Below are 16972 nucleotides of genomic sequence, written 5' to 3'. Positions count from 1 at the left end.
CAATCCCAATAATTATTCATAGCGACCGAGCGTCGAGCCACCGAATAAATCCACGCCTGGAGCTGCGCTAGCAACTTCCATGCGGGCAGTGGTTTCTTGCTTAAGCCGTTCTTGGCGAGCTTTTAGCAATTTGTTCAAGGCACTAACATAGGCTTCGGCGGCAGCAACGATGATATCAACATTAACGCCATTGCCACGCCAAACTTTAGCATCAGTTGCTTTATCGGTAAGCACGCCACGTACATGTTTGTGCTTGCCTTCGACGACTTTCACACTAACTTCGCCAACCGCATCGATGCCTTCGGTGATTGCGTTGACCGCAAATTCGAGCAAGGTAACCGGAGTTAGCACAACCTTGTTGATCGCCGAATAGACTGCATCGACTGGGCCTGTGCCTTGGGCCGATTCGATTTTGACTTCGCCGTTGGGGCCGCGCATGCGCACGGTCGCAGTTGGGATGGCGTTCACGCCTGAGGCAAATTGCACATGCTCCAATTCATAAACTGGGCTTGGGCGGCCTGCTTCATCGCTGATTAACGCTTCAACATCGCGATCATCAACATATTTCTTGCGATCAGCCACATCTTTGAAGCGGGCGAACAAGTGGTTGATCGTGGCTTCATCGAAGCTATAGCCTAGCTCTTGGACCCGATGACGGAAGGCATGACGGCCTGAGTGCTTGCCCAAAACCAAGGCATTGCCATCTTGGCCAACCGATTCAGCGCTCATAATTTCGTAGGTCATGCGGTGCTTCAACACCCCATCTTGGTGAATGCCCGATTCGTGAGCGAAGGCATTCGCGCCAACAATTGCCTTGTTGGGTGGCACTTGGGTGTTGGTGCAGGCACTCAACAAGCGTGAGCTAGGCGTTAGTTGGGTTGTGTCGATATTGGTGCTCAGGCCATAAAATTGCTTGCGCGTTTCCAAAGCCATCACCACTTCTTCCAACGAAGCATTGCCAGCTCGCTCGCCAATGCCATTGATTGTGCATTCAATTTGGCGTGCGCCAGCTCGAACGCCAGCCAACGAATTCGCCACCGCCAAGCCCAAATCGTCGTGGCAATGGGTCGAGATAATCACATCGGCAGCGCCAGGTACGTTTTCGATAATCCCCCGAAGCAACGCTGCATATTCCTCAGGCGTGGAATAGCCCACGGTATCAGGAATATTCAAGGTTGTTGCGCCTTCTTCAATCGCTATCGCCAGCATCTGATACATAAATTCGATGTCGGAACGGGTCGCATCCATCGGCGAGAATTCAACATCGTCGCAAAGCGAGCTAGCCAAGCGCACCATCTCACGGGTTTTCGTCAGCACTTCCTCGCGAGTCGAGCGCAATTGATACTCGATATGAATATCTGAGCTTGAAAGGAAGGTATGAATACGCTTTTTGGCGGCTGGGGCAATCGCCGTGGCACAGGCTTCGATATCGCTTTTGACGGCGCGAGCCAAACCACAGATAACTGGGCCATCAGCAGTGCCAACGCTCTTGGCAATTTGGTTAACTGCTTCCCAATCGCCAGGTGAGGCTGCCGGAAAGCCTGCTTCGATAATATCCACGCCCATTCGTGCCAATTGCTTGGCAACTTCCAATTTTTCGTGCAGATGCATGGTACAGCCTGGTGATTGCTCACCGTCGCGCAGGGTTGTATCGAAAATGCGTACATAATCGCTGGTCATAAAGTTCTCCGTAATGAGGGCGAATGTGAGAGTTGGGAATCGGTTTATTACGCCCGATCCCCGACCCCTGACCCCCAGCCCCTAAATTAACTGCCTGGGTTAATTTCTTTTGGATTGACGAAAGGCATCATTGAGCGCAATTCGCGGCCAACATGCTCGATTTGGTGGCCAACATCGGTTGAACGATATTTGTTGAAACGAGCGCGGCCAGTGTGGTTTTCTTCGATCCAATCTTCGGCGAATGCGCCATTTTGAATCTCTTCCAACAACAGTTTCATGGCAGCTTTGGTTTCGCTGGTCACGACTCGTGGCCCAGCAATGTAATCGCCCCATTCGGCGGTATCGCTGACCGAGTAGCGCATATAGCTCAAGCCGCCTTGGTAGAACAAATCGACGATCAACTTGAGTTCGTGCATACATTCAAAGTAGGCAACTTCTGGTTGATAGCCAGCTTCGACCAAAGTTTCAAAGCCTGCTTTGACCAAGGCCGAAACCCCGCCACACAAAATCGCTTGTTCGCCAAACAAGTCGGTTTCGGTTTCTTCGGCAAAGGTGGTTTCGAGCACACCAGCGCGAGCACAACCGATGCCTTTGCCATAGGCCAAAGCATTTTGCAAGGCTTCGCCGCTGGCATCTTGATACACTGCGACCAAACCTGGTACGCCGCCGCCATGCTCGAATACTTCACGGACGCGATGTCCAGGTGATTTTGGCGCGATCAACGAAACGTCAACGCCAGCAGGTGGCACGATTTGACCATAGCGAATATTGAAGCCGTGGGCAAACATCAAGGTTGCAGTGGGCTTTAAGTTCGGGGCAATTTCATCGCTGTAGAGTTGGGCTTGGGTGGTATCTGGCACCAACACCATGACAACATCGGCAGCCTTGGTGGCCTCGCCAACGCTCAACACTTGCAAGCCCGCAGCTTCGGCTTTGGCCTTTGATTTGCTACCTTCGTGCAAACCAACCACCACCTGCACGCCGCTATCCTTCAAGTTTAAGGCGTGGGCGTGGCCTTGTGAGCCATAACCGATGATCGCCACAGTTTTGCCAGCCAAGCGTCCAAGATCTGCATCGTTATCGTAATAAAGCTTTGCCATTGAATGAGTTCCTCAATATAACTAATGGGCTGAACGATGAACAATTGCTACCCGTGTTTATTCCATGGTCTCGCCGTAATCGCCCCACCAGGTATCCCAATTGACATCTTCGTCGCTATAGTGGGCTTTATCAGCGGTCGCGGTGGTTTCTTCTTCAAACATTGGTTGCAGCATGGTCGTGATCCTTTATTAATGAAGAGGCAATTGCCTCGTTGAATTCAATTAAGCGGCGCGAAATTCTTGGTTTTGATATGGCCCGCTGACCGTCGATGCGCCCCGGGTCATCGCTACGCAGCCCGTGCGAACCAGCTCACGAATGCCAAACGGGCGAATCAGGTCAACAAAGCGGTCGAGTTGTTCGGGGCTGCCACTAAGTTCGATCATCATGGCATCGGGCACAACATCGACAATTTTGGCTCCGAAAATATCGGCCAATTGCATCAATTCGCTGCGCTTGGCTGGCGGTGCATACACCTTGACCAACAGCAAATCACGGGTGACATTCGGGTCTTGGCTAACATCGCTGACCTTCAGCACATCGATTAATTTATAGAGTTGTTTGATCACTTGTTCGACGCTGGTGGTATCGCCATCGACCACCAAGGTCATGCGCGAGATACCAGGCGTTTCGGTATGGCCAACGGTCAAGCTTTCGATATTGAAACCACGGCGGCGAAACAGGCTCACTGAGCGGTTCAGCACCCCAGGTTGGTCACGTAATAAAGCAACTAAGGTATGTTTCATTGCAAAAATCTCCTGTGAGCCTATTTCACTGCCACAACGTCTTCGATTTCGACTTCGCTGGGATCTTCGAACATATCGCTGATGCTCGCGCCTGGAGCTACCATTGGATAGACATTGACTTCGCGCTCAACCACAAATTCAATCAAGAATGGGCCATTGGTTGAACGGGCTTGCTGAATTGCTTCGGCTACATCTTCGGCGCGTTCGACTCGCACCCCAGGAATACCATATGCATCAGCCAATTTGATAAAATCAGGGCTCCACATTGGCGTTGCCGAATAGCGGCGTTCGTGGAAAAGCTCCTGCCATTGGCGCACCATGCCCAAGTAGCCATTGTTGATGATACAAATCTTCAAGGGTAGGCTTTCTTGCACCACCGTGGCTAGCTCTTGCAAATTCATTTGAAAACCGCCGTCGCCGGCAATTGCCCAAACTTCTTCGTTGGGGCAAGCGACTTGCACGCCCATCGCCGCTGGCAAGGCAAAACCCATGGTTCCCAAACCGCCAGAGGTGATATGGGTATGGGGTTTCATATATTCGATCAGCTGAGCTGCCCACATTTGGTGCTGGCCCACGTCGGTGCAAACCCGAAATTCGCCTTGCATAATGCGGGTGAATTCGGCATACACATGGTGTGGCGTGAACATGCCACTTTCTGGGTCGCGTTGGCGCTTGGAGCGCGTGGCCTGAATATCACGAATATGGTTCAGCCATTCGCTATGCTCGTTGGCGTTGACAATTTCGGTCAAGTTTTCCAGCACGCGCTTGGCATCGCCGACAATTGGCACGGCGGTAATCACATTTTTGCCAACTTCAGCCGGATCAATATCGACGTGAATGATTTTGGCGTTGCGGGCAAAGGTATCTAATTTGCCAGTTACGCGGTCGTCGAAGCGTGCGCCAATCGTAAACAACACATCGCATTCTTGGATGGCGCGGTTGACATGGACCCAACCGTGCATGCCAGGCATGCCCAACGATAACGGATGATCTTCGGGAATGCAGCTAATGCCCAACAATGTGGTGATCACCGGAATGCCAGTTTTTTCGGCAAATTCGCGTAATTCGACGCTTGCGTGACCCAGCAAAATGCCATGGCCTGCCATAATCAAGGGCTTTTTGGCTTGATTCAGTAAATTAGCAGCTTCTTTGATTTGGCGGCGATTGCCATCATAGTTGGGCTTGTAGCCTGGCAAATCGACCGATTCTGGATACTCGAATACGCCACGGGCGTTTTGTACATCTTTGGCAACGTCGATCAATACTGGGCCAGGGCGGCCAGTTCGGGCAATATGAAAGGCTTCTTTGAACACACGGGGCAAATCGCGCACATCGGTCACCAAATAATTGTGCTTGGTGATTGGCTGGGTGATGCCCGTCACATCGGTTTCTTGAAAGCCATCTTTGCCGATCAACGAGGTGACCACTTGCCCTGTGATCGCCACAATTGGCACTGAATCCATCATGGCATCGGCAATTGCCGTGACCAAGTTGGTTGCGCCTGGGCCGCTGGTGGCGACACAAACCCCAACTTTGCCGCTAGTACGGGCATAGCCTTCGGCGGCATGGCCCGCAGCTTGTTCGTGGCGCACCAAAATATGGCGCAATTCGGGATATTCGGGCAGCGCGTGGTAGAACGGCATAATCGCCCCACCTGGATAGCCAAACATCACATCAACGCCTTCGGCTAGCAACGCTTCACACATCATTTGAGCACCAGTTAGCGTTTTCATCGGTATACCTCGCCTTGCGTAAGGTTTAATGTCAATAAGTTGCAGATCTATGCTTCCAACACCGCGCCATTGCTGGCGTTCGTCACCAAACGGGTGTAGCGTGCCAACCAGCCACGTTGATGTTTGCGTTCTGGGGCTTGCCACGCAGCGCGGCGTTCGGCAAATTGCGTTTCGCTGAGGTCAACTGCCAACAGGCGATTTGCTAAATCGATGTGAATGATGTCGCCATTTTCGATCAGGCCAATTGGGCCACCTTCGGCGGCTTCGGGGGAGATATGGCCAATACACAGGCCGCGTGTGCCGCCGCTGAAGCGACCATCGGTCAATAAGGCCACTTGTTCGCCCAAAGGCATGCCTTTGAGCAACGAGGTTAAGGCCAGCATTTCGCGCATACCTGGGCCACCGCGTGGGCCTTCGTAGCGCACAACTACCACATCGCCAGCTTGAATTTCGCCAGCGCGGGCGGCGTAGGTGGCGGCTTCTTCGCTGGGGAAACAACGGGCAGGGCCGCTAAATGTCATTTGATGTTGATCAACTGCACCAATTTTGATCACTGAGCCTTCGGGAGCCAAGTTGCCAAACAAAATACACAAACCGCCTTGGGCTGAGTGGGGATTTTCGATTGGGCGGATGCATTCAGGGTTTTCGTTGGCGATGCCTTGCAATTGTTCACCCAAGGTTTGGCCGGTCACGGTTGGCACATTCAAGTGTAGGGCATCGGGCTTTTTGGCCAATTCGGCCATAATTGCTGGTACGCCACCAGCGCGATGCACATCTTCCATATGCCATTGGCGATTGCCATCCCACGCTGGGCTAACTTTGGCCAAGTGGGGCACGCGAGCGGCAACCTCGTTAAAGCGGCTGATTGGATAATCCAAGCCTGCTTCACGCGCCAAGGCCAAAACGTGCAAGACGGTGTTGGTCGAGCCGCCCATGGCTACGTCGAGCGCCATCGCATTATCAATTGATTCGGGAGTGACAATATCGCTGAAGGAAATATTCTTGTGGAGCAATTCGAGGACTTTGGTGGCGGCGGTGCGGGCTAGCTCGTGGCGGGCGGGGTCGGTGGCCAGTAATGAACCGTTGTATGGCAGGGCGATTCCCAGTGCTTCACACAGACAATTCATCGAATTGGCGGTGAACATCCCTGAGCAGGAGCCACAGGTCGGGCAGCCATTACGCTCCAGATCCAGCAGCCGTTCATCACTGATCCGGCCAGAAGCATGTTGACCAACGCCCTCGAACACGCTGATCAGATCAACTTTATTACCATCTTTATCGCGGCCAGCCTGCATTGGCCCGCCCGATACGAAAACGGTGGGGATGTTGACGCGGGCAGCGCCCATCAGCATGCCAGGCACGATTTTATCGCAGTTGGGGATACAGATCATCGCATCGAAACAGTGGGCTGCTGCCACCGTTTCAACACAATCGGCGATCAACTCGCGCGATGGCAACGAATAGCGCATGCCTTCGTGGCCCATCACGATGCCATCATCAACCCCAATGGTGTTGAATTCAAAAGGAATGCCGCCTGCTGCCCGGACTGCATCTTTCACGATTTTGGCAAACTCATGCAAGTGAACGTGGCCAGGAATAATATCAATATAAGAATTGCAGATCGCGACGAACGGCTTTTGAAAGTCGCTATCATCTTGAATTTGGCCCGTCGCACGTAGGAGTGAACGATGTGGAGCGCGTGCAAAGCCCCGCTTGATCGTATCTGAACGCATAGATGCTCCCCGCATAGAGAACTGATGGCTGGACAGGCCATCGTTGAAAGGCGATTGAACCAATGCTCCAAGTGGATTGGCCGCAGATCGCAAGATTTTGGCAATAGGAAAGCAAGCCTTGTCAGTCCCGATGCTGAACACAGGCAAGATGGGCGAACATACTCAACAATGAGCTGAACGAAAGAGCGACACTGCTCCGGGGTTTGTTGCAATCATCGCAACGGTTCGGGTTATCGCTCTAGCGCAGACGACGGCCTACGCGACACGACCAAATGGGAATGGGTTGGAGAATAATAAACTGCGGACGAGGAGTGATCATGGTGACGAGAGTTGTCAACAAGTTCCGCATGTGTTTATCCTCCAGAAGCTAACTTAATCACAAATCAAAAGCCCCTCCCGATTGGGAGGGGCTTGAGTTCTTTTGAACTACCCGCGAGGCTTGTTAGCCCCTCCCACACAAAAGTGACCGCGTAATGACGACGATTACGAGGCTAAGGAGGTTGCTAATAATAATAAACGCGGGACGATTACTCATTTGGTAGTTTCCTACAAAAGTTATTTGTGCAGAGTATACACATCCAGCTAGAGTCTGTCAAGTTGGATTTTTGAGTAATTTACTTAACTTCAGTCATGGCTTGTCAAGGGTTGGCATGAAGCTTTGCTGTGTGTTTTGCGATCGTGGCTTAATCATCTTCCAATACGATATTCTGGCCAATTAGCTCAAAGATATGTTTACTCTTTTCATGTTGGTTGCTCTCACTAATGCGATCGACAAATAATATATTGTCATATTTTGTTAGTAATCTGCCAGTAACAAATGTATCAGTTGTTTGTTGGTTATAGTTGCGAATACTACTCATCAAATCTGAAATATTAATTATTTGTTCATTAAATAGAGTAAAATTTTTATTGAATGTTTTATCGATAACTATAATCGTATCGCCATTTTCAGAGTTCACCGCTAGAAAATCGATTTTGACTGGAGCAGCAGAGATTTTTGCTAAAGTTTCATAGGTTCCACTATAGGTCTTGGTAAAATCAAGATTGGCACTCGCCAGCTTTGGGTTCAAGACGATATATTCTGGTGGCAATGAAACGATTAGATTATCTTGCTCAATCGTTTGCCAACCTGCTGGCGGAATTGGGCGTGGTTCTGATTGATTCAGCCAAAGATAACCTCCAAGTATTGCAGCAATAATTATAAAGCCAATAATGATCCAACGTACCATTCGCATCTCAGACTCTCTTTCGTAATTAACTAAGTAATCCAATAATATAAATAGCTAAACATAATATTCCGATAATCAAAATAAATGATTTAGCAAAAGTGTTAATTCTTTTATCAAGCAAACTATCTAAGCCCAATACACCAATGCCTATACCACCCCAAAGATTTGGCCAGAGCTGCTCAGTTGAAATCGCTCGGTAAGCAATGACCAAGCCAAGGAACGTTCCCAAAAATCCACTGATCAAGCTAAGGAGATTGACAGATTTCTGATTCATAACCACACCATTCAATTCAATTTGAAACTCGTTTATTCTACGCCAACTAGCTACTAAGGTTGCCAATTGGTTGCATTGTTAATCTCTCTCAAGCGGCAAAATACCTAGTCGAAGCATACTAAAAAGCCTCGGCTACTGGCTCCTACCAACGTCCGAGGCTAAACGGGCTACGGATTAACCTAAATCTTCTGTAGCTTCGTCATCATGCGCTTCAACGACAAAATGCTCGCCTGTATCATTATCGATCAAGCGCCAGTATTCGTTATTGGTTGAACTAATCAATAATTCTAAGCAATATCCTTGGCTCAAATGCAATTGAACATCGCCGATGGGATTAATTTGAATGCTGCGGATAAACAAGGATTGAGGCCAAAACGTCGCTAAAAAACGCTGCAAGGCTGAAGGTTCAACTCCCGTCGGATCAGGCTGCGCCCAATCGCCATTTGCAATAATGAGCTTTTGGTGTTGCCAGAAGCGCCATACGCCGCCAATATTTAAACTATAACGCCCAATCTCAACTTCTTGCTGCTTGCGGTTGATAATCAGGCGCTTTTCGCCAATCCGCAAACACAGAATACCTGCAACATCAAAGCCATCCCACAGCACTTGGCCAAGCAAGGTTGCTAGTTTTTGTTGAATGATCGGAATTTTGTGCATACACCCCTAGCTGCGATAACGCCAAATTTCGAGTCCATCGCGGTGCAAAACCCAATGTTGACCAGCTGCGGCATTGATCAGAATGTCGAGTTTATAATCATAATTGATTGAAAAGCAGAGATCGCCACTCTGCGGTTGCACGTCAATCGACCAAATAATTAAACTGGTAGGATTATGCTTGGCCCAAAATGCTGCAACACTTGGCTCAAATTCGATATTATTAGCGTCGTCATACAGCCAATCTTCGCTACTGAGCAAGACTTGTTGCTGCTGACGCAAACGCCAAGCACAGTTGATGGTTAATTGATAATATCGAAATTCTCGCGTGCGCGGCTCGCCAACGCGAATAACGAAGCTTTCGAGATCACAGCTTGGGCCGTGAAACCAAAAAGCTCCGCCGTTGAGTTGGCTAAGAGTTGATTTGATGCTGCTGAGTTGGCTCAAGCATTGCGCTCCGCATAGAGTTAATATATCGTGGAGAATCTGCTGCTATTCTACAACGAAGGACTGAATTAAACATGGAACCCTATTACCAATAGAGATCGGAATATCATCCCAGCCAATTTCACGATTGATAGTTCGACGGGTCAGCCGCATCGTATCAGATCAAAATTTGCGAGCGCGGCAGGTGGAACTGCCGCTTTTTGATTGAAACGACCTTCAGTATCTTGGAACGAATCTTTCAGATCAAGCAACTCACCCATAGAACTGCACGCGGCATGGATATGCGTTTGGGCTTTGTTGCCGCATGCTTTAATGCATTGTTGCAGCTCACAAATGGAAGATTGTCTTTCCTTGATTTTGTGATTTGAACTAGCAACACTGGTTATACAGATATGGTAATTTGAAATATTTTTTGAATTACTATAATCGAATATTTAATTAACATTAATTCCTTTACTTGTTAAATTATCTTTGATTATATCTATTTTTGATGCGCATATAGTTGATAGCGGTATAATAATGTTATTATTGGTAATTAAATATTTTGAATTGAACCTGCCACTATCTTTTATTGAGATATAATTAATTTCTTTATAATAAATGTAATTATTATTGCATTTTATGAATTCTTTATTTATAGTTAATGAATTTGATGAAATTGAAAAGTACAATATGATTTGAATGAATAATATTATAACGTTATTTAATATTCGATAATTTAATTTTATTTCTTTATTGATATACATATTTATTGGAAATAAAATTAGATATGAAGCAAAAAATAGATAATTGAATTTGTAATAATAAATTACGTTATCTATATTTGATTCTTTATGTTCATTAACAAAAAAAATAAATATAATAATTAAATAAATTGATGTTGTTAAGATGAATTTTCTTAATACTTTCATAATATATCCTTATTTTATCTAATCGCTATCATCTGATAGCGATTAGATAAAATCTAGTAAAGTTCTTATTGTAAAGGGTTCAAATAACCTAACTGGCTTAGAAGTTCCGCATTATTAAATTATAAATTATTTTCCAAGACCACGCCCTCCAGGTAGCCAAGATGGTTTAGGCTTAGTAGTTGGTTTAGCTGGTTTAGCTGGTGCGGCTGGCTTCGTTGGTTTAGACATACCTTTGGAGCCTAGCGAATTTAGATTATTTACGAAATTAACCAAAATCATAAATTTGCCTGGTGCCATCAGTACCAATGACATAATACCTTCTTTAGTCCTGCCCTCGCGGAAATAAAGTAAAGTATCATATCCTGCAAATGTTGCGCTCATTGGAACTGCTGGCGCAGTTAACAATGCAAACCAAGGTAGTACATCATGCATGAACGCTGTAGTTTGCGGATCTGTACATATTAAAAACAACTGTCCCCAATATCCACATCCAGCATGTCCTGTAGGGTCAGTATACTTTAAAGGATTGTTTAATACATATGCATACCGATTAAGAGTTTGAGGGTTTTGCGGTCCCCAAAGATTTTTAAGAGAAGACTCTTTCTTTGTTGCTTCAATTTGGAAGAAGAATCCATCTTGCTTAATAGTTGCATACTCAGTTGCTATACTTTCTACGAAGGTCTTTTCGTGAAAATCAACAGTAAGCCCAATAAGCGATGAGGATTCAACATAATCTATCTCATCAAAATCATTGGCTTCAGGTACAATACTATCAGCACTGGTGAAACGTGCAATCGTGGCATCATAGTAGCGAGCATTGTAGAACAACAAGCCTGTACCGTCATCTTTGCGTTGGCCGGTGTAGCCAAGTTCGGTGCTAGTAAGGTTACCGCTGCGGGTTGCGCCCCAAGGATCATAGCGTTCGGCTTCGATCACCGTACCACTACCATTGGTAACAGCCCCGATTGAACCAAGGTGATCAACATGGAGATAAATTACGCTACCGCGATTGCTCGTGCTAGGGTTACCTGTAGTGGTACGAGCAGCAACACCTGCATAGCTAGAAACAACCTTGCCATCGCTCCAGTATTCTACACTACCAATATACAGCACACTCTTGACTGTTCCGCCAGTCGTAGTGGTTTTCTTGACGCGGGAGTTATCGCCGTCGTACTTGTAGGTTTCGGTGACAGTGCTGGTGCTAATTTGGGTTGGCTGGTTTTCGATGTTCCACGTGTAACTGCGACCACCACCGCTCAGCATGTTGCCGTTGTTATCATACGTGTAGCTTTGGCCACCGATGCTGGAAACGGCGTGAGGTTTGCCATTGGTATAGCTATAGCTTACACCTGCTTTGGTGGTGATATTGCCAAGCACATCGTAGCTGTAGCTTTGATTGAAGGTTGCACCCCCAATACATACACTGCTACTGCTGCTCGTAACGGCACAAGCATTAGTTACGCGATCGCGATGATCATAGCTATAGCGCATAATTTCGTTAGCGTTCAAGCTATCCATCGAGGCAATCGTTTGGACGTTGCCAGCGAGATCATAGGTAAAGTCGCGGTTAAAAACCGTCCCAACAATACCTTGAACATCCGACACATTGATATTGGTCAAGCGTCGGCTCAGGGTATTATAGCTATATTGGGTTTGTAAACCATTATTCAATACTTCGCTAGTTTTTTGGCCTAAGGCATCGTAGCTCACATTACTTTGGAAGACTTCACCAAGGCTTGAGCTGAGACCATTTTGACGGCCAGCAGCGTCATAACTATAGGTGATGATTTCGCCAGTTGGGTAGACGACGGTATTTGGTTGGCCGTCAGCACGATAGGTGTTATAGGTGCTATAGGTTGTGCCATCGACCGTTTGGGCAGTAATTTGAGTTTCACCTCGTGGCGTGTAGCCATAGGTCGTGCTGCCACTGGCATCGGTCATAGTAGTTAATTGGCCTTTGCCATAGGGATATGATCCACCAAATTGGTCGTAGGTATAGCTGGCAATCGTAGTTGAACCTTGCTTCTTGGTAGTCAAACGGTTGAGTAAATCGTATTCGAAGCTCAAGGTTTGGTTTTTAGCATCGGTTTGGCTGGTCAGATTACCATCAACATCGTAGGCATAGCTCCATGCGCCCATGTCGGGGTCGTTCATGGTGAGCTTGCGACCTAATGAATCGTAGGTCATGCTGGTCACGTTGTTGCTGGCATCGGTGCTGGTGGTCAGCAAATCGAGCGGGCTATAGGTATAGGTGGTCATCCCATAGCTGGCCCAGGTGGTGGTGTAATTGCCAGTACAGCTAAAGTCGCTCAAGAAGGCAAAGCTCGTACAATTGCCACTGAGTTCCTGCACCTGCACCAACCGCCCAAATTCGTCTGAGCGATGTTGTGTCCGATTGCGATTGGGGGCAATCGTATCGATCAAACTGAGGTTATTGTATTGCCAGTAGCGCTTGGTGGTTTTGGCCCCATCAGGGGTAGTTAAGGTTAACAAGCGCCCAAGGCTATCATAGGTCTTGGTTGTCCAATTCACCCCGCTACCAGGAACTGTTGTGTAAGCCCCGAAGGTGCCACTGGTTTCAGTGACATAGCGTGGTTGCGATTCTTGGGTAACTTGGTTTAATCCATCATATTTGGTGTCAACCACAATATTTTGGCTGCCATTGATACTTTCTTGTTTGGTTTGAATCTTGCGGCCTAAGCCATCATAGAACTGACTATTAATCTGAACGCCACTTAACCCAGCATGCTCGCGAGTTTCTGTCCAAAAGCGGAAGGGTAGGGCGCTATCGGCATAGTAGGCTTTGACGGTTGGCAAGGTGCTGCTATCGCCTGGCTTGATTAGTGCCGCCATCCGCCCAAAGACATCATATTCAGCGTTGGTGACATTACCATTGGCATCAGTTACGCTGGTCAAGGTTCCCATGCGATAATCATAGCCAGCGCTTTCGTTTAAGCTTGGGCTATTAGTATTGCCGGTTGGTTGACTCACACTGGTTGAGAAGGCATGGAAGTTTGGATCGTAGGTTGTTGTGACCGTGCTGCTGCTCGATCCATTGCCTGGTGCACTAAATGTGGTAGTTGAACCATTGAACAAGCGCGTACCTGGTTGGGCATAACTTGTAACTGTGGTTTGGTTGCCATACACATCGTAGCCATAGCTGGTATCGCTGCTGGTGAGGGTTACGCCAGTGGTGCTGGTCGCTAATGGCACATTATTGTATTTGCGCACCAAGGTCAGCAAACCACGCGTCCCAACCGCTGGAGTCGTTACTGCACTATCGTAGCGATTTTCAGTCAAGGCCAACAAACGATTTTGACCATCGCGGATGACTTGCGTGGTCAAGCGATCAACGATATAGGCCGTGCTCGTATTGGGCGTATAGGTATTGGTGGTTGAGCGATAGACCGCGCCACTGACATCCAACTCTTCAACTTTGGTAACATTGCCATACTGCACGCCACCTTGGTTGGCTGGGTCGTAGTAGTATTTGGTGCGGTTAACGGTTGCCGTAGGGCCGCCAGCAGGAGCGGGATCATAATTGACGCTGAATGATTCGTTGGTGTAATCAAATGAGCGCCACAAACCCGCTAATGGCGTGCTGGAATAGGTATAGAATTCAACCGTGTAGAATTCGCCCTTTTCGCGCAGCATGGTACTGCTCGTGCCTTGACGTTGAACCGTCCGATATTCCTTGCCTTTCAAGATTTCGCGATCGCGCAACTGCAAGAAACATGCATCATTTAAAATGCCGTTACCAACAGCGGTTGGGTTACACCCTACATCACCTTGATAGAAATAGTGATCGGTTTCGTTACCATTAGCATCACGCTCAGTCACTTTGGCATGACCACGGAATTCTTTATAGGGTTTGTGTAATAGCCATACATCATTGGGGTGAGCAAGATCCCAATATTCATTGTAATACAAGACTGCCGAGTTCGCGTAGGCTTGAACGGCAGCCTGGGTGTTATCCAGAATTGAGCCTAAAGAATTATAGGTTGCTCCGGTATAGCTATAGGTTGTGGTGTAGCTATTGCCACGGCCATCGTTATTAGTTTTGCTAATGATCCGGCGGTTATTGGCAAACAGATTATTGTTCATAACTGCGCCGATGGTTTCATAAGCAAAGGTGCTGGTGCCGCCTTGACCATTGTTAACGCTGGTCAAACGATTCCAATCGCCATTGACGAATTGAGCTGTTCCCCGCGTTGGTCCATAGCTAAATGTTGTCGCAGGTAATGCCGTGACTCCATCTTTGCCAATGCGCTGAATCCCTTTTAAGGTCAGTTTTGGATAGGCAGTGTCGGCACTCAATACGTTATTGGTCGTAACCGTGTTATCAGAATAGGTTGAGTAATCGGTAATTAAGTTGTATTGGCGAACTAATTCCCAAGTTGTATTTTGTTTGCTTAATACTTGGATATTGTTCAACTGGCGGGTTTCGCGTGGCGTGCCTTCAACCCCATTTACCCCACCATATTGATTATCGACCGATTCATAGACTGTATCGTTGGTGCGAACTGAGGAATTGAACACAACTTTATAGCGATCAATTGCCCCGTTAAAATTGCCCCCCCAAGTAATGCTGGTTGGCCATGCATCGCGATCAACCCGACCTTGACCATATTTGGTGGGATGACAGGTTAAGTTATTGCCTGTATAGCTATTGCGGTCGTAGTTGTAGCTAATCGTGTTGCCATTAACATCAACCACCCGTGATAAGAGCCATTTATAGGTTTCGAATGAAAGATCGCTGGAAACAGCACAATCATTCCAGCCCATCCACAGATCTTCGGTAAATTCGTAGAGCATGCCATCTTTAGTCCAAATGCGCCACAAATAACGTGGTTGCCATTGGCCATTGATGGTTGCGCCACGATTGGCATCGGAAACACCATTATCCAGCACTTCGACTTTGGTGAAATTTTCGTTGGTCGAACGCCATGCCCAGTGGGTTGGGTTGCGCTCAAGTGGCGAGCCTACCAAAGCTTCCGAGCGAATAAGATCCGATGAAATACCGTTGAAGACCATTGAATAGTATTTAACGGTTTGGGCGGTGCTTGGATTAATGCTAATCTTGTTGGCTGAAATTGAGCCAAGATCCAAGCTCCAGCCACGTCCGACCCAGCTTGCTTGTTGCTTGGGCCGCATCCCACCACGTCCATCGGGGCTGGTACTGTTATAGCTCAAGTCCAGCGATGGTTTCAAGCCAGCGGGGCCAGCAGGCACATCGATTGGATACGAAGCGCTATTGCCGCCCGTGTAGAGGCTGGTTTGCCATGCTTGTAATGAGGGAATGTAAGCTTCCGATGGGGATGAGCCATCACTTAATTGATAGGAACCACCAGTCATTACTTTGGCAACGATAGTGCGGGTTTTGCTATCAATCGTGACCGGGATGCTTGACCAAGTTTTGGTCGCTTCATCATAGGCCATCAAGCTCAGATCAGCGATATTCAAATTCAAAGCCAACAATTGGGCTTCAGTATAGTTAATTTGAATCGTTGCATCGAGGGTGCTTGCTTTGGCGCTGGTTTGCAAGGCAAAGGGTGCAAAGCCGCGTTGGCTAAATGTAGGCAGATCAGCGTTTCCGGTAACCAGAGTAACTGATTGGCTGGTGTTACTCTTGCCGAGGGTCACGCTAAGGGTTTTGTCGCTACTCTCGACTTGGGTTGCTTGACTGCGGTTGGCGGTAACTGCCGCATTGGTTGGGCTTAAGACAATTGCTCCGCCCCGCGCCGAAACTGGTAAGTCAAGTTGGGCTGCGCCAATCGAAGCAGTGGTTAGGATCGCGCCTTCGGGGGCTGCATCAACCCGAACTTGCACTTGCAAGCTTTGTGAGTGGTTGGCTGCAATCTCGGCAAATGTCCATTCCCAGTAGCGTCCATCAGCTGAAAGATTGGCCTTGCTCAGTGCGGTGGTATGGGCTGGAACTGGCACACGCAGCACAGCATTTTTGCCAGGATAGGCTGCTTGGTTCGCTAGATAGATATTAAAATTAAGGGTTTGTCCAACATGAACAAAGGATTTTTCTGCTTGAAGATCAAGGATAAAGCTAGGTGCTTGTTTTTCGCTTGTGCGTACAACCGAAACGGGCGGGATGGTTGGGTTTTGCTCAACGACCCGATCGGGGCTTTGGGCACGAACAAGGCCAGCTGGAATGCTGGAAGCGGTAACCGCTGCTAATAAGGCAGCCGAAACCGAGCGCTTAAGGCGCGAAGAGATGATCATAGAGTTCTCTCATGATAAGAAAATAAGCCAGCAACAACCTATCATGAATACATTGAATCACAAATAGGCTAGGCAAACATCAAAGCATAACCGCCATTAGGCAGTTATGTTGATTAATATGAAGGAATAGTGTAGATGGGATACACTCTCTATCTCATTAAGGCATGATTGTCTCAAAATCAGACCTTGAGTAGACCTTCGTTGATACTCTCAATTCTCGATCAATACCTCCT

At 47.8% G+C, this 16972-nt stretch carries 10 protein-coding genes; all 10 read right to left on the bottom strand.

Annotation, left to right across the window (positions count from 1 at the left end):
* Positions 1-12: 12 nt before the first annotated feature.
* Positions 13-1680, bottom strand: a complete 1668-nt coding sequence (locus tag LCH85_23755; GenBank protein ID MCA0355022.1) for a 2-isopropylmalate synthase — start codon at positions 1678-1680, stop codon at positions 13-15.
* Between the two features lie 86 nt (positions 1681-1766).
* Positions 1767-2780 carry a ketol-acid reductoisomerase gene (ilvC, locus tag LCH85_23750; protein ID MCA0355021.1) on the bottom strand — a complete coding sequence of 338 codons (1014 nt, stop codon included), beginning with the start codon at positions 2778-2780 and terminating at the stop codon, positions 1767-1769.
* A gap of 222 nt (positions 2781-3002) precedes the next feature.
* Positions 3003-3533 (bottom strand): acetolactate synthase small subunit, encoded by a 531-nt coding sequence (gene ilvN, locus LCH85_23745; GenBank protein ID MCA0355020.1) that lies wholly within the window; start codon positions 3531-3533, stop codon positions 3003-3005.
* 11 nt (positions 3534-3544) lie between these two features.
* Positions 3545-5257: a biosynthetic-type acetolactate synthase large subunit gene (ilvB, locus tag LCH85_23740; protein MCA0355019.1), complete on the bottom strand. Its 1713-nt coding sequence runs from the start codon at positions 5255-5257 to the stop codon at positions 3545-3547.
* Between the two features lie 47 nt (positions 5258-5304).
* Positions 5305-6990 (bottom strand): dihydroxy-acid dehydratase, encoded by a 1686-nt coding sequence (ilvD, locus tag LCH85_23735; GenBank protein MCA0355018.1) that lies wholly within the window; start codon positions 6988-6990, stop codon positions 5305-5307.
* Positions 6991-7673: 683 nt separating this feature from the next.
* On the bottom strand, positions 7674-8225 hold the full coding sequence (locus LCH85_23730; GenBank protein ID MCA0355017.1) for a hypothetical protein: 552 nt from the start codon (positions 8223-8225) through the stop codon (positions 7674-7676).
* A gap of 19 nt (positions 8226-8244) precedes the next feature.
* Entirely contained in the window at positions 8245-8493 is a 249-nt protein-coding gene (locus tag LCH85_23725) for a hypothetical protein (protein MCA0355016.1), read from the bottom strand.
* 174 nt (positions 8494-8667) lie between these two features.
* The gene (locus LCH85_23720; protein ID MCA0355015.1) at positions 8668-9150 is read right to left on the bottom strand and encodes a hypothetical protein; all 483 of its coding nucleotides are present in this window, start codon (positions 9148-9150) and stop codon (positions 8668-8670) included.
* Positions 9151-9156: 6 nt separating this feature from the next.
* Positions 9157-9594, bottom strand: a complete 438-nt coding sequence (locus tag LCH85_23715; GenBank protein MCA0355014.1) for a hypothetical protein — start codon at positions 9592-9594, stop codon at positions 9157-9159.
* A gap of 1037 nt (positions 9595-10631) precedes the next feature.
* The gene (locus tag LCH85_23710; GenBank protein MCA0355013.1) at positions 10632-16739 is read right to left on the bottom strand and encodes a hypothetical protein; all 6108 of its coding nucleotides are present in this window, start codon (positions 16737-16739) and stop codon (positions 10632-10634) included.
* Positions 16740-16972: the final 233 nt, after the last annotated feature.

The sequence above is a fragment of the Chloroflexota bacterium genome, assembly GCA_020161265.1.
In the GTDB taxonomy this organism is placed as follows: Bacteria; Chloroflexota; Chloroflexia; order Chloroflexales; family Herpetosiphonaceae; genus Herpetosiphon.
Note: the sequence above shows the minus strand (reverse complement) of the source record. Positions and strands in the feature narration are given on the sequence as shown.